A 19,194-nucleotide genomic window follows, 5' to 3' on the forward strand; every position below is an offset into this window, starting at 1 on the left:
AGCATCGCCGCGTGCGCTACGACGACAGTCCCCCGCCCCCCGAATCCGGCTCCCCCGCCCCCGCGGACCGGCACTGGTTCACCCGACGCTCCACACTGGTCGTCGGGATCGCCGCCCTCGCGCCCGCCTGCCTCGCGGGCTGGATGCTGACCCAGGCGCTGTCCGGGGCCGGGCCGGGCGAGACCGGGCCCCGCACGGTGCCGCTGCCCGCCTCGCACTCGGCCCTCGGCCCCGGCCAGCGGGACGCGAAGCCCGGCTCCACCCCGGAGGCCGAGGCGAGCACGCCCGCCGCCGCTCCCGCCAAGGGCCCGCTCACCGGCCGGACCGTGGTCATCGACCCCGGGCACAACACCGGCAACTTCCAGCACACCGAGGAGATCGACCAGCAGGTCGACATCGGCACCCAGCGCAAGGAGTGCGACACCACCGGGACCACCACGAACTCCGGCTACATGGAGGCCGAGTTCACCATGGACGTCTCCGTGCGCGCCCGGAAGATCCTGGAGGAGCAGGGCGCCAAGGTGGTCCTCACCCACGAGACCGGCGCCCGCCCCTGGGGCCCCTGCATCACCGAGCGCGCCCGCATCGGCAACGAGGCGCAGGGTGACGCCGTGGTCTCCGTGCACGCCGACGGGGTCTCCTCCGGCAGCCGCGGCTACCACATCATCCTTCCGGCCACCGTCAAGGGCGGCGCCGCCGACACCGCGAAGATCGTCGGCCCCTCCCGCGCCCTCGGCGAGAAGATCGCCGCCAACTTCGCCCGGACCACCGGCTCCGCGCCCGCCAACTACCTCGGCGGCGGCACCGGCTTGGTCGTCCGCGACGATCTGGGCGGACTGAACCTGTCGACCCGCCCCAAGGTGTTCATCGAATGCGGCAACATGCGTGACGCCAAGGACGCGGCGCAGCTGACGAGTCCGGAGTGGCGGCAGAAGGCGGCACAGGGCATCGCGGACGGCATCGTCGGCTTCCTGGGCGGGTAGTCCCTCCCGGGCGTCCCGCCGGGACGCCCGCCGCCCCGATCCTCTCGGTTGCGGGATACCTCCGTACCATGGTGCCGCCCGCCCCGCTCCAGGCATGCTCTGCGACCGCGGCACCACGAGACGACCGAGACCGAGAAGGACACCTGAGACGTGAACATCCGCTCCCTCACTCGAGGCGACGGCGTGGTGATCGGAGCAGCGGTGCTGCTGTTCATCGCTTCGTTCCTCGATTTCTACTCCACCACCGGCGGCGACCTGCCGAGCGCCTGGGACACCGACGCCTACCGGCTGGTGCTGCCCAGCATCTTCCTGCTCGGCTTCATCGCCGCCGGTCTGCTGATCGCGGGCCGCTTCCAGCCGGAGACCCGCAAGGTCGTCGGTCTGCCGCTGGGGGCGTGGGGGACGGCCCTCGCCGTCTCGGCCGCCTGGTCCTCGCTGTGGGCGCTGATCACCTGCCCGAGCTCGATCGACCTGGGCGCGGGCGCCATCCTCTCCTTCCTCGCCACCCTGCTCCTGGCCGGTGTGGCGCTCTTCGGCGCGAAGGTCCCGGCGCTCGCCGGCTCGCTCGTGCCGGAGTCCCGGCCCGCCGCCCCGCAGCCGTACGGCGGCCAGCCCCAGCCGGGCGCCGGCTACGGCTACCCGGGCGGTCAGCAGCAGCAGCCCTACGGCTCCACCCCGCAGCCCGTCCCGCCGTACGGCGGCACCCCGCACCAGGGCCCCGGGCCGCAGGACGCGCAGCAGACCCCGGCGCCCGCCCCGGCCGCGGATTTCAGCCCGTTCTGGTTCGCGGTGCCGGTGGCCCGCCCGCTCTTCGCCGAGGACGGCTCGTCCGGGCAGATCGCGGAACTGGCGCCGGGCACCTGGTACCTGGCGGTCGAGCAGCGCGGCGCGGCCCTGGTCGCGCAGACCCAGGACGGCCGGCGCGGCGTCCTGAACGACACCTCGGGCATCCAGCGCGGCTGACCCGCGAGCGGCCCTCGGCGACGGCCCCCCGCCCTTCCGGGCGGGGGGCCGTTGCCCTACAGTCATCTGACGCATCGTCAGTCATGGCTGCCGCGCCGCCGGCCTCGCGGAGGGACCCGTACATGCGCCTCGGACTCGCACTCGGCTACTGGGGCCGCGGCCCCGGCGCGGACCACCTCGACCTTGCCACCGAGGCCGAGAACCTCGGCTACGACTCGGTGTGGACCGCCGAGGCATGGGGCTCGGACGCCTTCACCCCGCTGACCTGGATCGCCGCGCACACCTCGCGGATCCGGCTGGGCACCGCCATCGCCCAGATGGCCGCCCGCACCCCGACCGCCACCGCCATGCACGCCCTCACCCTGGACCACCTCTCCGGCGGCCGCATGATGCTCGGCCTCGGCCTGTCCGGGCCGCAGGTGGTGGAGGGCTGGTACGGGCGGCCCTTCCCCGCGAGCCCGCTGACCGCGACCCGCGAGTACGTCGACGTCATCCGGCAGGTGCTGCGCCGCGAGGGGCCGGTCGCACTGGACGGGCGCTTCCACGGCCACCCGTACCGCGGGGCGGACGGCACTGGGCTCGGCAAGCCGCTCAGGCCCATCACCCACCCGCTGCGCGCGGACCTGCCGCTGCTGCTGGGGGCCGAGGGGCCGAAGAACATCGCGCAGACCACACGGATCGCGGACGGCTGGCTGCCGCTGTACTGGTCCCCGACGCGTACGGACGTCTACCGGGCGGCGCTCACCGACCTGCCCGAGGGGTTCATGATCGCGCCGATGGCCCGCGCCCGGGTGTGCGAGGACGTGGCCGAGGGGCTGCTGCCGGTCAAGGCCATGCTCGGCTTCTACATCGGCGGCATGGGGCACGCGGCCCGCAATTTCCACGCCGACCTGATGGCGCGGATGGGGTACGAGGAGGAGGCCCGCCGCATCCAGCGGCTGTTCCTCGAAGGGCGCAAGGAGGAGGCGGTGCTCGCCGTACCGGACGCCTTCGCCGACGAGATCTCCCTGGTGGGGCCGCGGGAGCGGATCGCGGAACGGCTGGAGCTGTGGCGCAAGGGCCCGGTCACCGACCTGCTCGTGACGGCCCCGGACCCGCACACCCTGCGCGTCCTGGCGGAGCTCAACAGCTAGGGCGCGTCCGGCGCCCCGGGGGTCCCTGGGGTCTCCGGGGCCGCCTGTGGCACGGCCTCCAGCAGTTCCCGTACGTCCAGCGGCATCACGGCGATCTCGATGCTGCCGCCGCCCTCGTAGACGCAGGTGACGATCCGCGAGGCGGGGTTGATGGAGATCCCCTCCTTCACGGACGGCACCCGCAGGCCGGTGGCGCGGGCGCCCGGCAGCGGCAGCGGCGCGCCGCGTGCCGGGACCCAGCGGGCCGCGCCCTCGTCGGCGTACAGGCGGCCCATCCGCCAGCGGCCCTCGCCGGCCGGGCGGCGCGCCATCCCGGGGATCCCGGCCGGCGGGGCGGCGGCCATCCGCTCCCGGTGCTTGCGGCGCACCAGCCAGCCGACGCCCGCCGCCCCGAGGGCGGCCACCACGATCTCGATCACCGGCCCATTGAAACAGCCCGGCCGGCCGTCGGCCGGAGCGGCCCGGTCAGCCGCCGCTGAGCTGCGAGGTGCTGGGAACCTTGTCGACGACATTGGCCCCGGCGCTCTTGCCCGCCTCCTTCACCCCGTTGATCACGTTGTTGAAGGCGTCGATGTCGGCGTCGCCCGCCTGGCCCTTGCGCAGCTTGGTGGCCAGGCCCTTCAAGGACTCGATGCCCGCCGTCAGCGGCACCATCGCCTTCGACAGCAGCGGGTCGCCCTTGGCGTTCTCGGTGGCGGCCTTGAGCCGGTTGTAGGCGAAGGCGCCCGCGAGGCCCGCCTTGACCAGGGCGAAGGTGCGGCCCTTGGCGCCCTTCTTGAACTTGCCGTCGCGGTAGGGCTTGACGATCCACTGGTAGGTCGCCCCCGCGGCGAGGCCCGCGTTGGCCACGAAGCGCGTCTTGGCGAACTTCTGCTTCTCGGCCGAGGTCGAGGGCGACGGGGTCACCGCGGCCCTCTCGTCGGCCTCCACCGCCGCGGGCTCGGCCGCGGCCAGTGCGGCCAGCTCACCCATCGAGGCGGCGGACAGCTCCTCGCGCGGGGCACCGCCGCCGCTGCCGCAGGCGGTGGCGCCGGTCAGCAGCGCGGTCGACAGCACCACCGCCGTGAGGGCTCGACGGAATCGAACGGTCGTGGGTACGGACACGGTTTCCTCCGGGGACTCAGACGTCACCCGCAGCCTCACCCCGGCCCCGGAACCCCGCCACCGGACGGGCCCGTTCGGGTTTACCGCGCCGCCGCGCGGTAACACGGGCAGCATGAGCACTCACACACGCGTACGAAGCAGAGGAAGCAGTCAGGCAGGCCGCGCCGTCGCACTGGTGGCGGACGTGCTCGCCTTCATCATCGGTCTCTGGATCCTGCTGTACCTCCTGGACGCCAACCAGGGCAATTCTCTCGTGGCCCTCATCCACGACTGGGCCGCCTGGCTGTCCTCCTGGTCCTACGACCTGTTCAGTTTCAGCCGTGAATGGGTCCAGGTGGTGGTCGGCCACGGCATCGCCGCCGTGACCTACCTCCTCATCGGCCATGCGGTGGCCGGCTGGCTCTCCCGCCGCTGAGCCGGCTCAGGCGCAGCAGTCCGGTTCCAGCCCGGACGGCAGCGCGCCCCCGCCGAACACCTCGGTGGTGGCCTCGTCCCCGCCGAGCGCGGCCACGGCCAGGAGCAGCGACCCCGCCGTCCACGTCGTCTGCTCCACCGGCCAGACCGCCGCGTCCTGGAAGACGTAGCCCGTCCAGTACATGCCGTTCTCCGCGCGCAGGTGCCCGATCGACCGCAGGATCTCCAGCGCCCGGTCCGACTCCCCCGTCGCCCACAGCGCGAGCGCGAGCTCGCAGGACTCCCCGCCCGTCACCCACGGGTTCGGCAGCACGCAGCGCACCCCGAGGTCCGGGACCACGAACTCCTCCCAGCGGGCCGCGATCCGCGCCTGCGCCTCCGGGCCCGTCAGGGCGCCGCCGAGGACCGGGTAGTACCAGTCCATCGAGTAGTGGTCCTTGTCGAGGAACCGCTCCGGATGGCGCCGGATGGCGTGCCGCAGCGCGCCCGCCGCCAGCTCCCAGTCCGGCTGCGGCTCCTCGCGGTGCTCGGCCACCGCCAGGGCGCAGCGCAGCGCCTGGTGGATGGAGGAGGAGCCGGTGAGCAGGGCGTCCTTGACGGGCGTGCCGTCCGCCTCCCGCTTCCAGCCGATCTCGCCGCCCGGCTGCTGGAGCGCGAGGACCCATTCGACGGCCGCGTACACGGCCGGCCACATGCGGTCGAGGAAGGCGTCGTCCCCGGTGGACAGGTAGTGGTGCCAGACCCCGACGGCTATGTAGGCGGTGAAGTTGCTCTCGCGGCTCGCGTCCTGCGGCGTGGCGGTGTCCACGCCGTCCGGCCGGTCGGCGTAGGCCGCGTACCAGGAGCCGTCCGGGTTCTGGTGGCGCACGAGCCAGGCGTAGGCCCGCTCGGCGGCCTCGTGCTCCCCGGCGGCGTCCAGGGCCATGGCCGCCTCGGTGTGGTCCCACGGGTCGAGGTGGTGGCCGCGGAACCACGGGATGGCGCCGTCGGCGCGCTGGGCCGCGAGGATCCCCGCCACCGTCTCGGCGGCCTGCTCGGCCGTCAGTACGCCGTCCAGGACCAGGTGTTCGGTACGCCCGGGGGAGGTCACTGGGCCGCGCCGACGGGAAGGTGCGGCTTCGTCGCGTACGCCACGAAGCTCTTGCCGATGAGCGGGTTCAGGGCCTGCTCCGCGACCCGGGTGGCCAGCGGCTTCTTCATGATGTCCCAGACCAGGAGCTTGTGGTACGCCTTCACCGGCAGCGCCTTGTCGTTGTCCACGCCGAAGGCGCACTTGAGCCACCAGTACGGGGAGTGCAGGCCGTGCGCGTGGTGCGTGCCGTACGGCTTGAGGCCCGCGGCGCGCATCTTGCCGAGCAGTTCGTCGGCCTTGTAGATGCGGATGTGGCCGCCCTCGACCTCGTGGTAGGCGTCGGAGAGCGCCCAGCAGATCTTCTCCGGGCCGTAGCGCGGCACGGTCACGGCGATGCGGCCGCCCGGCTTGAGGACGCGCACCATCTCGGCGAGCACGCCCTTGTCGTCGGGGATGTGCTCCATGACCTCGGAGATGATGACGACGTCGAAGGACTCGTCGGGGAAGGGCAGGGCGAGCGCGTCGCCCTCCATGGCGGTGGCGGTGGCCCCGAGGGGGGCCTCACCGGCCTCCTTCATGGCGGCGAACCACTTGGCGACCTCGCGGATCTCCTCGCCGTTGCGGTCGACGGCGACCACCTGGGCGCCTCTCCGGTAGCACTCGAAGGCGTGGCGGCCTGCGCCGCAGCCGAGGTCGAGCACGCGGTCGCCTGCGGCGAGCGGGAACCGGGAGAAATCGACGGTCAGCACGGGGTCCTGCCTTCGCGGTCGCGGGGGTGTACGGGGGTGGTGTGGATCAGGCGGAAGGTCACCGCGCGCGGCGGGCGCGGGCGGCCCGCTCGATGGCGGCGCGGTAGTGCGCGGCGGTGCCCTCGGCGGCCGCGGCCCAGGTGAACCGGGTCAGGACCCGCTCCCGGCCGGCGGCGCCGAGGCGGGCGCGCAGCCCCGGGTCGCCCAGCATCCGGCCCAGGGCGGCGGCGAGGGCTCCGGCGTCGCCGGGGGGCACGGCCAGGCAGCTCTCGCCGTCGGGCCCGGACACCTCGGGGATGGCGCCGCCGGTGGTGGCGACGAGCGGGGTGCCGGTGGCCATGGCCTCGGCCGCCGGGAGCGAGAAGCCCTCGTACAGCGAGGGCACGCACGCCACCTCGGCGCTGCGCACGAGGTCGACGAGCTCGGCGTCGGTGATGCCCTTGACGAAGCGGACGGCGTCCTGGAGGCCGTACGACTCGATGGCGCGGGCCACCGGGCCCTGCTCGGCGCGCTTGCCGACCACGACGAGGTGGGCGTCGGGGCGCTCGGTGCGCAGCTTGGCCAGGGCCTCGACGAGGAACACGAGCCCCTTGAGGGGGACGTCGGCGCTGGAGGTGGTGACGATCCGGCCGGGGACCTCGGCCACGGACGGGTCGGGCGACCACAGGCCGGTGTCGGCGCCGATGTGCACGACGTGGACGCGCTCGTCGCGGACGCCGAGGTGGTCGGAGATCTCCTGCTTGGAGGAGCCGGAGACGGTGAGCACGGAGGGCAGGCGGCGCGCGACGCGGCCCTGCATGCGGGTGAAGGCGTACCAGCGGCGTACGGAGGCGCGCTTGAGGCGGCCCTGCGCGGCGTCGAGGTCGAGGCGGCGGTCGACGGTGATGGGGTGGTGGATCGTCGTCACCAGCGGGGCGCCCAGGTCACCGAGGAGGCCGTAGCCGAGGGTCTGGTTGTCGTGGATGACGTCGAACTCCCCGGCGCGCTCGCGCAGGTGGCGGCGGGCGCGCAGGGAGAAGGTGAGCGGTTCGGGGAAGCCGCCGGTCCACATGGTGGCGACCTCGACGGCGTCGATCCAGTCCCGGTACTCGTCGCGCCGGGGCGTACGGAAGGGGTCGGGGCTGCGGTAGAGGTCGAGGCTGGGCAGCTCGGTCAGCGTGGCGCCGGTGTCGAGCACCGGGTAGGGCTGGGCGCCGATGACCTCGACGGAGTGCCCGAGGCGGACCAGCTCGCGCGAGAGGTGGCGAACGTAGACGCCCTGGCCGCCGCAGAACGGGTTCCCCTTGTAGGTGAGGAGCGCGATGCGCAGCGGACGGTCGCGGTCGCCGGCGGATCCCTCGAAAGGGCTCGTCGCCACGGCCTCAGCGGACACTCTCGGCCCCCTTCATCACTGCACTTTCGCCGGAGCGTAACCGCTCGGATAATGTAGAACAAGTTTCAGACTTGATCCGTCGAAGCATTGAATCTACCGGCCGGAAACCACACCGTAAGTGGTGGAGCAGGTGATTCGCGCCACGACGGCGGTGCCTGCCATGCTGGCCCGCGGATCGGCCCGGAGCCGGGCCGCGACCAGCCCGGAACCGACCGCGCAACGACATGGAACGGGACACATGACAGCGGAAGTGAAGGCCGTCACGATACCGGCGTCGCCTCCCCTGACGGAGCGCCAGGAAGCGCGCCGCCGAAGGATCCTGCACGCCAGCGCCCAGCTCGCCAGCCGGGGCGGCTTCGACGCCGTGCAGATGCGGGAGGTCGCGGAGGCGGCAGGTGTCGCGCTCGGCACGCTCTACCGCTACTTCCCCTCCAAGGTGCACCTGCTGGTCGCCACGATGCAGGACCAGCTCCAGCACATGCACACCACGCTCCGCAAGCGCCCCCCGGCGGGCGACGAGCCGGCGGCGCGGGTCGCGGAGACCCTGATGCGCGCCTTCCGCGCCCTCCAGCGGGAACCCCAGCTGGCGGACGCGATGGTCCGCGCGCTGACCTTCGCGGACCGCAGCGTGAGCCCCGAGGTGGACACGGTCTCCCGGCTGACCACGGCGATCATCCTGGACGCGATGGGCCTGACGCGGCCCCCGACCCCGGAACAGCTGTCGGCGGTCCGCGTCATCGAACACACCTGGCACTCGGCCCTGATCACCTGGCTGTCGGGCCGCGCCTCGATCGCGCAGGTCAAAATCGACATCGAGACGGTGTGCCGCCTGATCGACCTGACGGCCCCGGAAAAGTCCTGAACCCGCCGCCGGACGGGCGGCGCCGAAATCGATGGACAGCGGCCGGGGGCCTGTCCGATAGTCCGGGCCATGGCATCTCTCGTACGACACATCACCGTTGACTGCTCCGACGCCTACCGCCTGGGGCGGTTCTGGGCCGCCGTGCTGGACGGCTCGCTCGCCGAGGACGACGCTCCCGGGGACCCGGAGGCGCTGGTCACCACGCCCGGGTCGGCGCTGCTCTTCGTGACGGTTCCCGACGCCAAGAGCGTCAAGAACCGGGTGCACGTGGACCTCCAGCCGCAGGACCGGACCCGGGACGAGGAGGTCGACCGGATCCTGGCCCTGGGCGCGACGCTCGTCGGCGACCACCGGCGGGAGGACGGGACGGGCTGGGTGACCCTGGCAGATATCGAGGGGAACGAGTTCTGCGTGGAGCGCAGCGCCGCCGAACGCGCGGGATAGGCGTTCCGGCCGGGGCGGCGGGCTCAGTCGTCCGGGGGGAAGACCGTCTCGCCGGTGTCCGCCAGGGTGATCATGATGGCTTCCACCGGGCAGCCCTCCGCCGCCGTGAGGATCGGTTCGCTGGCGTCCGACTGCGGTGCGCGCGGGTGGGACTGGCGGGCCGAGTCCAGGCGGAAGCCGTCCGGGGCGTGGTTCACGCACATGCCCGAACCGATGCACACGCCCCGGTCCACCTCGACCTGCCATCTGTCACCCATCAGGCACCCGCCTCGTGCCCGGCCGGGAGGTGGATCATCTTGTGCTCCAGGTACTCGCCCAGGCCCTCCGGGCCGAACTCCCGCCCGAGGCCGCTGTTCTTGTAGCCGCCGAAGGGCCCCAGCATGTCCAGGCTGAAGGTGTTCACGTTGTAGGTGCCGGTGCGGATCCGGCGGGCGAAGTCGATGCCGCGGGCCGTGTCGCCGGTCCAGACGCTGCCGCTGAGCCCGAATTCGGAGTCGTTGGCGATCCGTACGGCCTCCGCCTCGTCCCCGTACGGGATCAGGCAGACGACCGGGCCGAAGATCTCCTCGCGGGCGATCCGCATGGAGTTGTCGACGTCGCCGAAGAGGGTGGGCTCCACGTACCAGCCCCGGTCCAGTCCGGCCGGGCGGCCGCCGCCCGCCAGGACCTTCGCGCCCTCCTCCTGGCCGATGCGGATGTAGTCGAGGGAGCGCTCCCGCTGCCGCCGCGCGACGAGCGGGCCGAGCTGCGTGGCCGGGTCGAGCGGATCGCCCACGACGAGGGCCCCGGCCGCGGCGGCGAGGGCCTCGGCCACCTCCTCGTAGCGGCTGCGCGGGGCGAGGATCCGGGTCTGGGCCACGCACGCCTGGCCGTTGTTCATCCAGGCGGCCGGGGCGATCCCGGCGACGGCGGCGGCCACGTCGGCGTCCGGGAGGACCACGGCGGCGGATTTGCCGCCCAGTTCGAGGGTGACCCGGGTGAGGTTGCGCGCGGCGACCTCCATCACGCGCCGCCCGGCCGCGACCGAGCCGGTGAAGGAGACCTTGTCCACGCCCGGGTGGCCCACCAGGTACTCGCTGACCTCGCGGCCGGCGGGCAGGATCGACAGCACCCCCTCGGGCAGCCCCGCCTCGCGCGCGATGTCGGCGAGGATGAAGGAGTCCAGCGGGGCTTCCGGAGAGGGCTTGAGGATCACGGCGCAGCCGGTCAGCAGGGCCGGGGCCAGCTTGGCCGCCGCCACGAACTGCGGGACGTTCCACGGGATCACGGCGGCGACGACGCCGACGGGCTCGCGGCGCACCAGGATCGGGCCGAGCACCCCCTGGCGGTGCTCCTCGTACGGGAAGGCGCGCGCGACGGTGATCGCGGCGTCGTAGACCATCATCGGGCCCAGCGCCTGGGCCAGGACGCTCCAGGAGTACGGGGAGCCGTTCTGGGAGCTGATGGAGCGGGCGATCTCCTCGTGCCGGACGGCGATGGCGTCCTTGATGCGGGCCACGACCGCGATGCGGTCCTCCAGGGCCATGCGCGGCCAGGGGCCTTCGTCGAAGGCCGTACGGGCGGCGGCGACGGCGCGGTCGACGTCCGCCCGGGAGGCGTGCGGGACGGAGCCGATGACCTGCTCGGTGTGGGGGGAGACGATCCGGATGGTGTCGCTGCCCAGCGGATCCGTCCACTCACCGCCGATGAACAGTTTTCCGTGTTCCACGAGCTCCGTCATGGCTGCTGCCTCCTGGGGCTTGGCGTTCCCGAACTGATACCAGTTCTAGTTCCAGGAGTCCACGGGCGGGACGGAACAGCGGGAAGATCCAACGGCTGGTCAGAAACCGGCGGAGATGGTCGACTTGGGCTACCACTGGAACGCGTTCTCAGCGGAGGACTGCGGCCGGGCGACGGGCGGAGGATCCATGCCGGAGGACACGTCACAGGTGACCGATCACGGCGGAGGCGTGTGGGGCATCAAGGTCCCCATCCCCGACAACCCGCTCGGGCACACCCTCGTCCACGTCCTCGGCACCGACCGCGGACCGGTCCTGGTGGACACGGGCTGGGACGATCCGGCCTCGTGGGACGCCCTGGCGGCGGGCCTCACCGCCCTCGGCACGGCGGTGGCGGAGGTCCACGGCGTGGTCATCACCCACCACCACCCGGACCACCACGGCCTGTCGGGCCGGGTCCGCGAGGCGTCGGGCGCGTGGATCGCCATGCACGCGGCCGACACGGAGGTCGTCCTCCGCACCCGCTCGGCGGAGCCGGGGCTCTGGTACGACTACCTCACCGCGAAACTGACGGCGGCGGGCGCTCCGGAGGAGCACGTGTCGCGGCTGCGGGCGGGGAGTGGGCGCGGGCGCGGTCTGCCCGGGTCGCGGGCCGCTGTGCCCGACCGGGAGATCGTGCCCGGTGAGCTGCTGCCGCTCGGCGGGCGCCGGCTGCGCGCCATCTGGACCCCCGGGCACACGCCCGGCCATGTCTGCCTGCACCTGGAGGAACGGCATCCGGCGGACCTGCCCGGCAACGGCCGCCTCTTCTCCGGTGACCACCTGCTGCCCGGGATCTCCCCGCACATCGGCCTGTACGAGGCCCCGGAGGAGGCCCACGCCACCGACCCCCTCGGCGACTACCTCGACTCCCTCGAACGCATCGGCCGCCTGGATCCGGCCGAGGTGCTTCCGGCCCACCAGCACGCCTTCACCGACGCCCCCGCCCGCGTACGGGAACTGCTGCGCCACCACGAGGAACGGCTCACCGGGCTGTGGTCCCTGCTCGCCGGGCCGCTGACCCCGTGGGGTCTGGCCGAGCGGATGGAGTGGAACCGCCCCTGGGAGCAGATCCCGTACGGCTCCCGCACCATCGCCGTCTCCGAAGCGGAAGCCCATCTGCGCCGCCTGGTGAAGCAGGGCCGCGCGGAGGCCGTCCCCGGCACCGACCCGGTGGAGTACCGCGCGCTGTAGCCGGAGGGGCCGGGGCCGCGGACCCCGCGCCCGGGGCTCCGGTAAGGGGTGATCGCCCCCTCCGCCCCCGGACCCGCAGGCCACGGGCCGGTAGAGTGGGGCGGTCGTCCACACTCCGGGCGGGGGGAAGCCGGTGCGATTCCGGCGCTGACCCGCAACCGTGACCCGCCCCGGCCCCGCCCGGCGGGAAGCCGGAATGCCCCGTACCGGAGTGCGCGGCTCGTGCCGCCGGGCAGCCCGGCGGCCGGCACCGTCGAGGAAAACGGAGCCGGAGCCCGGTGCCTGTGCGTGCCCGCCCCGGTTCCCCAGCAGGAGAGGCACCCTCCCCCATGACCGTCCGCCGCAGCGCCGCCGCGCTCGCCGCCTCCGCCGTGCTCTGCGTGGGCGTGGCCCCCGCGGCCCTCGCCGACACCCCGTCGCCCGCCCCCTCCGCGCCCGTGGTGATCCCCTCCGGGCTCTACGGCAAGGCCGACCCCACGTACGACGGCGTCTGGCGGCAGTCCTTCGCGCTGCTCGCCCAGCACACCGCCGGTGTGAAGCCGGCCGCGACGGCCGTGGACTGGCTGGTGGGCCAGAGCTGCGCGAACGGCGGCTTCGCGGCCTTCCGCGCGGACGCGGGCGCCGCCTGCGACGACAAGACGATGTACGACACGAACGCCACCGCGGCCGCCGTCCAGGCCCTCAAGGCCCTCGGCGGCAAGGACGACGCGGTCCGCAAGAGCGCGGAGTGGCTCAAGTCCGTCCAGAACGAGGACGGCGGCTGGAGCTACGTCCCCGGCACCCCCAGCGACGCCAACTCCACCGCCCTGGTCATCAGCGCGCTGGCGGTCGCGGGCGAGAAGCCGGCCGAGCTGCGCTCCAAGGCCGGCAAGTCGGCGTACGAGGGCCTGCTCGCCTTCCAGCTGGGCTGCGCCACCGAGCCGGCCACGGACCGCGGCGCGTTCGCCTACCAGCCGGCCGACGGCAAGCTGGTCGCCAACGCCGACGCGACGGCCGCCGCCGCACTGGCCGGCCTCGGCACGGGCGCGGCCGTCGTCCCCTCCGGTACGGACACCCCCGCGGCCCCGCTGACCTGCCCGGCGGCGAACCCCGCCGACCCGGCGGCCGCCGCCCAGGGAGCCGCCGGCTACCTGGCCGAGGCCCTCAAGAAGGACGGCCACCTCACCGCCCTCACCCCCGGCGCGGACCAGCCGACCGCCGACACCGGCAACACCGCCGACGCGGTGATCGCCCTGGCGGCGGCCGGGCACAAGCAGGCCGCGACGGGCGCGCTGGAATGGCTCAAGAGCAACTCCGCCGAGTGGTCGAAGGGCAGCCCGGCGGCGCTCGGCACCCTGGTCCTCGCCGCGCACGCCACCGGCGCCGACCCGAAGTCCTTCGGCGGCACGGACCTGGTGGCGGCCCTGAACGCGACCGGCCCGGCGCCGCAGGGCGCGGCCACGGACGCGACGTCCGTGAAGGACAAGGACGGCGAGGAGAAGGACAAGCCGTCCGGCGGCGAGAACATCTGGTGGATCATCGGCGCGGGCGCGGCGGCGGGCGTGGGCATCGGCATGCTGCTCAGCGGCCGCCGGAAGAAGAACCAGCTCTGATGCGCGGCCGCCTGCCCGCCGCGGCCCTCGCCCTCGCCCTCGGCGCCGTACTGACCGTGCTGGCCGCCGCCCCGGCGCTGGCGGCCGGTTACCGCTACTGGTCGTTCTGGGACGGGGCGGGCGGCCGCTGGACGTATGCCACGCAGGGCCCGTCGACGGCCCGGCCCGCGGACGGCGCCGTCCTGGGCTTCCGCTTCGCGGTGAGCGAGGACGCGGCGGCGGAGGCGGCCGTGCCGCGGGCGGCGGCGGACTTCCAGGCGGTGTGCGGGGGCACGGAGGCGGCGGAGGGCCGCAAGCGGGTCGCGCTGGTCATCGACTTCGGCGTCCCGGAACACGCCCCGCCGGGCGACACCCCACCACAGCCCACCCCGCGCACGGCCTGCGCGCAGCTGGCACCTTCGGCCACGGCGGCGGAGGCCCTGGCGGCGGTGGCGAAGCCCCTCCGCTACAACAGCGCGGCGCTGCTGTGCGCGATCGCGTCGTACCCGAAGCAGGGCTGCGGCGAGCAACTGGCGGCCGCCCCCTCCCCCGCCCCGTCCGCCCCGACGGCCACGGACGGCGGCCCCTCCCTGGGCCTCCTGGCGGGCCTGGCGACCCTCGCCACCCTGGCCACGGCCGCCCTGCTCCGATCCCGCCGCCGCACCCGATGACCCCGGACAGGCCGAAACCGCCCGCGACCCCGGTGCGGGGCGCGGCGCCGGGCCCGGGTGCCGCGCCGGGCCGGAGCGCGGCACCGGGTCCTGGCACCGCGCCGACCCCGGGCACCGCGGCATCCCCGGGCCCGGGCGCCGCGCCGTCGCCGGGTGCCGGAGGCGGGTCGTCCGCGGAGGCGGCCCCGGGGCGCCTGCCGGGCTCCCGGGCGTCCGAGGCGGCGTACGTCCGTGCGGGCGGGGCCGAGGGCGCCCCGGCCTGCGAGGACCTGTGGGTGCCCGCGCCCGAGCGGGCGGCGGCTCCGGCACGCGGCCGGGGGGCCGCGGACGGCGGTGCGCACGACCTCGCGGAGACGACGTACGCACGGTGGCGGGCGCCCGTGGCCAGTCGGGCCGGGGCGCTGCATGCCGGGGCCTGGTGGCTGTGGGCGCTCGGGCTGGCCACGGCCGCGTCCCGGACCACCAATCCGCTGCTGCTCGGGCTGATCATCGGGGTCGCCGGGTACGTGGTCGCGGCTCGCCGCACCGACGCGCCCTGGGCCCGCTCCTACGGAGCCTTCCTCAAGCTCGGCCTCTTCGTCGTCGGCCTGCGCCTGCTCTTCTCCATGCTCCTCGGCTCGGCCATCCCCGGCACGCACACCCTCTTCGCCCTCCCCGAACTCCCGCTGCCCGCCTGGGCGCAGGGCATCCGCCTCGGCGGCCCCGTCACCGCCGAGCAGCTGCTCTTCGCCTTCTACGACGGCGCCAAGCTCGCCACCCTCCTCGTCTGCGTGGGCGCCGCCAACGCCCTCGCCAACCCCGCCCGGCTGCTGAAATCCCTCCCGGCCGCCCTCTACGAGGCCGGGGTCGCCGTGGTCGTCGCGATGACCTTCGCGCCGAACATGGTCGCCGACGTGGTCCGCCTGCGGACCGCCCGCCGGCTGCGCGGCCGGCCCACCGGCGGGGTGAAGGCCGTCCTCCAGATCGGCCTGCCGGTCGTCGAGGGCGCGCTGGAGCGCTCGGTGGCCGTGGCCGCCTCGATGGACGCGCGCGGCTACGGCCGTACCGCCCAGGTCCCGCCCGCCGTCCGGCACACCACCACCGCCCTCACGCTCGGCGGCCTCCTGGGCGTGTGCGCCGGCACGTACGGGCTGCTCGCCGCGCAGGGAGCCGCGTACGGGCTGCCCGTGCTCGGCGTCGGCGCCGCCCTGGCCCTCGCGGGCCTGCGGCTCGGCGGCCGCCGCTCGGTGCGGACCCGCTACCGGCCCGACCGCTGGGGCGCCCGCGCCTGGCTGGTGGCCGGCTCCGGCGCGGCGGTGGCCGCCCTGCTGATCCACGCCGGTTCCGCCGACCCGGCCGGCCTGCACCCCGGGGTGGTCCCGCTGGTGGCGCCCACGCTCCCGCTGTGGCCCGCGGCGGCTCTGCTCATCGGACTGCTTCCCGCCTTCGTGGCCCCCGTACCGCCCAAGGAGGCGTCGCCGTGATCCGCTTCGACCAGGTGTCGGTCACCTACGACGGTGCCACCGCCCCCTCCCTCGCGGGCGTGGACCTGGAGATCCCGGAGGGCGAGCTGACCTTGCTGGTCGGCCCGTCGGGGGTCGGCAAGTCCACGCTGCTGGGGGCGGTGTCCGGGCTGGTCCCGCACTTCACGGGCGGCACGCTGCGCGGGCGGGTCACGGTGGCGGGCCGCGACACGCGTACGCACCGGCCGCGCGAACTGGCCGATGTGGTGGGCACGGTCGGGCAGGACCCGCTGGCGCACTTCGTGACGGACGTGGTGGAGGACGAGCTCGCCTACGGCATGGAGTCGCTGGGGCTGCCGGCGGCGGTGATGCGGCGGCGGGTCGAGGAGACCCTGGATCTGCTGGGCCTGAACGAACTGCGCGACCGGCCCATCGCGACGCTGTCCGGGGGGCAGCAGCAGCGGGTGGCGATCGGGTCGGTGCTGACGACGCACCCGAAGGTGCTGGTGCTGGACGAGCCGACGTCCGCGCTGGATCCGGCGGCGGCGGAGGAGGTGCTGGCGGTGTTGCAGCGGCTGGTGCACGACCTGGGGACGACGGTGCTGATGGCTGAGCACCGGCTGGAGCGGGTGATCCAGTACGCGGACCGCGTCCTCCTCCTCCCCGAGCGCGGTGCACCTCCGGTGCTCGGCACCCCGAGCGCGGTCATGGCCGTCTCCCCGGTCCACCCCCCGGTAGTGGCCCTGTCCCGCCTCGCGGGTTGGTCCCCCCTCCCCCTCTCCATCCGCAACGCCCGCCACCACGCCCCTACCCTCTTGTCCCGCCTCCCGGCCCTGCCCGAACCGGCGCCTCAATCGCCGGCGGGGCTGAATGTGCCTACCCTCCCCGCCGCCTCCCGGGCTCTGCCCGGACCCGCGCCTCAAACGCCGGCGAGGCTGGAATCGCCTGCCGTGCGGGCCTTGGACAATCTTCAGCCGACGCCTGAATCACAGGGCCCGGCACATCAAGCCCCGCCGGCGATTGAGGCGCGGGGTCCGGGGCAGAGCCCCGATCTTGAAGCCGCAGACGGCTCCACCACTCCAGCCGAGGCAGCCGCGGACGGCGCCAATTCAGCCCCGCCGGCGATTGAGGCGCGGGGTGCGGGGCGGCGCCCCGGGGGGATCTTCGGGAGGCTGCGGCGGCGGCACGCGGCCGGGCAGGAGCCCGCCGCAGGCGAACCCGCCCGCACCCGGAACCTCGGCGTGCGCCGAGCCCGCACGGAGGCCCTCCGCGGAATCACCCTCACCGTCGCCCCCGGCGAAACCATCGCCCTCATGGGCCGCAACGGCGCCGGCAAATCCACCCTCCTCGCCACCCTCACCGGCACGCTCGCCCCCACCACCGGCGAGGTGACCACCGGCGGCCGCACCCCCCACCGCACCCCGCCCCCCGAGATGCTGCGCCGCGTCGGCCTCGTCCCGCAGGAACCCCGCGACCTCCTCTACGCCGACACCGTCGCCGCCGAATGCGCCGCCGCCGACTCCGACGCGGCCGCACCCCCCGGCACCTGCCGCGCCCTCGTCTCCGAGCTGCTGCCCGGCGTCCCCGACGACACCCACCCGCGCGACCTCTCCGAGGGCCAGCGCCTCGCCCTCGCGCTGGCGCTCGTACTGACCGGCCGCCCGGCCCTGCTGCTGCTCGACGAGCCGACGCGCGGTCTGGACTACGCCGCCAAGGCCCGCCTGATCGAGATCCTGCGCGGTCTGGCCGCCGAGGGCCACGCCATCGTCCTCGCCACGCACGACGTGGAGCTCGCCGCCGAACTGGCCCACCGCGTGGTGATCCTGGCCGGCGGGGCGGTCGTCGCGGACGGCCCGACCGCCGAGGTCGTCGTCTCCTCGCCCGCCTTCGCCCCGCAGGTGGCCAAGGTGCTGGCGCCGGGCCACTGGCTCACCGTCTCCCAGGTGGCCGCCGCCCTCGACGCGGAGGAGCCCACCCCGTGAGCCGCCCCCTCCGCATCGGCCCCCGCGCCGCCACCGCCCTCGTCCTCGTCTCCCTCATCGGCATCGCCGCCTTCGGCTGGCCCCTGCTCGCCGACCGGCAGTCCGGCCTCGCCCACTCCCAGGACGCCCCCTGGCTGTTCGCCGCCCTGCTGCCCCTCCTCGTCGGCGTGGTCGTCGCGACGATCGCGGACAACGGCATGGACGCCAAGGCGGTGGCGATGCTCGGCGTGCTCGCCGCCGTCGGCGCGGCCCTCAGACCCCTCGGCGCGGGGACCGCCGGCCTGGAGCCGATGTTCTTCCTGATGGTGCTGAGCGGCCGCGTCCTCGGCCCGGGCTTCGGCTTCGTCCTGGGCTCGGTGACCATGTTCGCCTCCGCCCTGCTGACGGGCGGGGTCGGCCCGTGGATGCCCTTCCAGATGCTGGCCATGGGCTGGTTCTCGCTGGGGGCGGGCCTGCTCCCCGGCCCGGACCGGATCCGGGGCCGCGCGGAGCTGCTGATGCTGTCCGGCTACGGCTTCGCGGCGGCCTTCGCATACGGCACGATCATGAACCTCCAGGGCTGGGTGATCATCCAGGGCATGGGGGAGGGCATCTCCTTCCACCCGGGCGAGCCGGTCGCGGCGAACCTCGTACGGTTCCTCGCCTACTGCCTGGCCACCTCGCTGGGCTGGGACCTGGGCCGGGCGGCGCTGACGGTCGTCCTGACCCTCACCCTCGGCGGCACCCTGCTGCGAGCCCTGCGCCGGGCCACCCGCCGGGCTGCCTTCGACGCGCCCGTCACCTTCGATCCCGGCCCGGGGAGCCCCGTAGAACTGCCTTCGCAAGGTGCTCAGGGAACCACGGTGGGTGAGTCCGAGGCCCTGCGGCGGTGAGGCGTCCCACAGGACGCAGGTCACATACGAAGCCGGATAGGAGCCCGGCGAGCGCCGTCTGAGGGCCATAGCGCACCTTTTGTGCCGCCGCCGCAGGACCCCTGCGCACCGGGTCGGCTAGTAGAAGGGCTCTTTGCCAGGCCGCCGGGCCATCGGTAGAACTGGATGAGTCGCCGGGCGGCACGGGTGCTTCACCCGCCGCCCACGAACCCCTCTCCCCCGTGTGAGTGGCTCACGCATGCTCCGGCATGCCGCGACCGCCCCTGTTCCCGTCGGAAGGTCCCATCCGTGTCCCACGCTGTCATCCGCCGCATCGCCGCCTCGAAGAAGACCCTCGCGGGTGCCGTCCTCGCCCTCGGCGTCGCCGGTTCCATGGTGGCCGCGGTTCCCGCGCAGGCCGCCCCCACGAGCGCCAAGGCGATCGCCCAGCAGATGATCAAGGACCCGGCCCAGTTCGCCGCCTTCGACAAGATCGTCTCGCACGAGAGCGGCTGGAACCCCTCCGCCACCAACGCCTCCTCCGGCGCGTACGGCCTGGTCCAGGCCCTGCCCGCCTCGAAGATGGCCTCCGCGGGCGCCGACTGGAAGACCAACCCGGCCACCCAGATC

20 protein-coding genes and 1 riboswitch are annotated in these 19,194 nt (G+C 74.4%); of the genes, 13 read left to right on the forward strand and 7 right to left on the reverse strand.

Going from position 1 to position 19,194, the window contains the following annotated elements:
- Positions 1–11: 11 nt before the first annotated feature.
- From ABZ873_RS25250 to ABZ873_RS25260, 3 genes are all read left to right on the forward strand, one after another.
- Positions 12–983: an N-acetylmuramoyl-L-alanine amidase gene (locus ABZ873_RS25250; protein ID WP_360876018.1), complete on the forward strand. Its 972-nt coding sequence runs from the start codon at positions 12–14 to the stop codon at positions 981–983.
- A 150-nt stretch (positions 984–1,133) separates the two neighbouring features.
- Positions 1,134–1,946 (forward strand): hypothetical protein, encoded by an 813-nt coding sequence (locus tag ABZ873_RS25255; protein WP_360876020.1) that lies wholly within the window; start codon positions 1,134–1,136, stop codon positions 1,944–1,946.
- 122 nt (positions 1,947–2,068) lie between these two features.
- Positions 2,069–3,079 (forward strand): LLM class F420-dependent oxidoreductase, encoded by a 1,011-nt coding sequence (locus ABZ873_RS25260; RefSeq protein WP_360876022.1) that lies wholly within the window; start codon positions 2,069–2,071, stop codon positions 3,077–3,079.
- On the opposite strand, the gene ABZ873_RS25265 is transcribed toward ABZ873_RS25260, so the two are convergent.
- Complete coding sequence (locus ABZ873_RS25265; protein WP_360876024.1) at positions 3,076–3,498, reverse strand: hypothetical protein; 423 nt, start codon at positions 3,496–3,498, stop codon at positions 3,076–3,078. The genes ABZ873_RS25260 and ABZ873_RS25265 overlap by 4 nt on opposite strands.
- A 46-nt stretch (positions 3,499–3,544) precedes the next feature.
- The gene (locus ABZ873_RS25270; RefSeq protein WP_360876054.1) at positions 3,545–4,117 is read right to left on the reverse strand and encodes a hypothetical protein; all 573 of its coding nucleotides are present in this window, start codon (positions 4,115–4,117) and stop codon (positions 3,545–3,547) included.
- Positions 4,118–4,295: 178 nt separating this feature from the next.
- On the opposite strand from ABZ873_RS25270, the gene ABZ873_RS25275 reads away from it, so the two are divergent.
- Positions 4,296–4,598: a hypothetical protein gene (locus ABZ873_RS25275; RefSeq protein WP_360876026.1), complete on the forward strand. Its 303-nt coding sequence runs from the start codon at positions 4,296–4,298 to the stop codon at positions 4,596–4,598.
- 6 nt (positions 4,599–4,604) lie between these two features.
- On the opposite strand, the gene ABZ873_RS25280 is transcribed toward ABZ873_RS25275, so the two are convergent.
- The 3 genes from ABZ873_RS25280 to ABZ873_RS25290 are packed head-to-tail and all read right to left on the reverse strand — an operon-like array spanning position 4,605 to position 7,790.
- A complete protein-coding gene (locus ABZ873_RS25280; RefSeq protein ID WP_360876028.1) occupies positions 4,605–5,687 on the reverse strand; it encodes a prenyltransferase/squalene oxidase repeat-containing protein in 1,083 nt (360 codons plus the stop codon).
- Complete coding sequence (locus tag ABZ873_RS25285) at positions 5,684–6,418, reverse strand: class I SAM-dependent methyltransferase (protein ID WP_360876030.1); 735 nt, start codon at positions 6,416–6,418, stop codon at positions 5,684–5,686. The genes ABZ873_RS25280 and ABZ873_RS25285 overlap by 4 nt, the downstream gene beginning before the upstream one ends.
- Before the next feature lie 58 nt (positions 6,419–6,476).
- On the reverse strand, positions 6,477–7,790 hold the full coding sequence (locus tag ABZ873_RS25290; protein WP_360876032.1) for a glycosyltransferase family 4 protein: 1,314 nt from the start codon (positions 7,788–7,790) through the stop codon (positions 6,477–6,479).
- Between the two features lie 238 nt (positions 7,791–8,028).
- On the opposite strand from ABZ873_RS25290, the gene ABZ873_RS25295 reads away from it, so the two are divergent.
- Together ABZ873_RS25295 and ABZ873_RS25300 are read left to right on the forward strand one after the other, a co-directional pair.
- Positions 8,029–8,652, forward strand: coding sequence for a TetR family transcriptional regulator (locus ABZ873_RS25295; protein WP_360876034.1), 624 nt, complete (start codon positions 8,029–8,031; stop codon positions 8,650–8,652).
- Positions 8,653–8,721: 69 nt separating this feature from the next.
- Entirely contained in the window at positions 8,722–9,096 is a 375-nt protein-coding gene (locus ABZ873_RS25300) for a VOC family protein (RefSeq protein WP_360876036.1), read from the forward strand.
- A 23-nt stretch (positions 9,097–9,119) separates the two neighbouring features.
- Here the strand turns inward: ABZ873_RS25300 and ABZ873_RS25305 are convergent, their stop codons facing one another.
- On the reverse strand, positions 9,120–9,353 hold the full coding sequence (locus ABZ873_RS25305) for a ferredoxin (RefSeq protein ID WP_360876038.1): 234 nt from the start codon (positions 9,351–9,353) through the stop codon (positions 9,120–9,122).
- Positions 9,353–10,816, reverse strand: coding sequence for an aldehyde dehydrogenase (locus ABZ873_RS25310; protein WP_360876039.1), 1,464 nt, complete (start codon positions 10,814–10,816; stop codon positions 9,353–9,355). The genes ABZ873_RS25305 and ABZ873_RS25310 overlap by 1 nt, the downstream gene beginning before the upstream one ends.
- 187 nt (positions 10,817–11,003) lie before the next feature.
- Between ABZ873_RS25310 and ABZ873_RS25315 the strand changes: the two genes are divergently transcribed.
- From ABZ873_RS25315 to ABZ873_RS25345, 7 genes are all read left to right on the forward strand, one after another.
- Positions 11,004–12,047: an MBL fold metallo-hydrolase gene (locus ABZ873_RS25315; protein ID WP_360876041.1), complete on the forward strand. Its 1,044-nt coding sequence runs from the start codon at positions 11,004–11,006 to the stop codon at positions 12,045–12,047.
- A gap of 123 nt (positions 12,048–12,170) precedes the next feature.
- A riboswitch (cobalamin riboswitch) is annotated at positions 12,171–12,249 on the forward strand.
- A gap of 127 nt (positions 12,250–12,376) precedes the next feature.
- A complete protein-coding gene (locus tag ABZ873_RS25320; protein ID WP_360876043.1) occupies positions 12,377–13,639 on the forward strand; it encodes a prenyltransferase/squalene oxidase repeat-containing protein in 1,263 nt (420 codons plus the stop codon).
- Positions 13,639–14,289: an SCO2322 family protein gene (locus ABZ873_RS25325; protein ID WP_360876045.1), complete on the forward strand. Its 651-nt coding sequence runs from the start codon at positions 13,639–13,641 to the stop codon at positions 14,287–14,289. The genes ABZ873_RS25320 and ABZ873_RS25325 overlap by 1 nt, the downstream gene beginning before the upstream one ends.
- Positions 14,290–14,669: 380 nt before the next feature.
- Positions 14,670–15,752, forward strand: a complete 1,083-nt coding sequence (locus tag ABZ873_RS25330; protein ID WP_360876056.1) for an energy-coupling factor transporter transmembrane component T — start codon at positions 14,670–14,672, stop codon at positions 15,750–15,752.
- Complete coding sequence (locus ABZ873_RS25335) at positions 15,749–17,713, forward strand: ATP-binding cassette domain-containing protein (protein WP_360876046.1); 1,965 nt, start codon at positions 15,749–15,751, stop codon at positions 17,711–17,713. Before ABZ873_RS25330 ends, ABZ873_RS25335 begins: the two co-directional genes overlap by 4 nt.
- A complete protein-coding gene (locus tag ABZ873_RS25340) occupies positions 17,710–18,585 on the forward strand; it encodes an ECF transporter S component (RefSeq protein WP_360876048.1) in 876 nt (291 codons plus the stop codon). Before ABZ873_RS25335 ends, ABZ873_RS25340 begins: the two co-directional genes overlap by 4 nt.
- Positions 18,586–18,873: 288 nt before the next feature.
- Positions 18,874–19,194, forward strand: a 321-nt coding sequence (locus tag ABZ873_RS25345) for a transglycosylase SLT domain-containing protein (protein WP_360876050.1), incomplete at its 3' end; no start/stop codon positions are given.

The sequence above is a fragment of the Streptomyces sp. NPDC047014 genome, assembly GCF_040644195.1.
Lineage (GTDB): Bacteria > Actinomycetota > Actinomycetes > Streptomycetales > Streptomycetaceae > Streptomyces.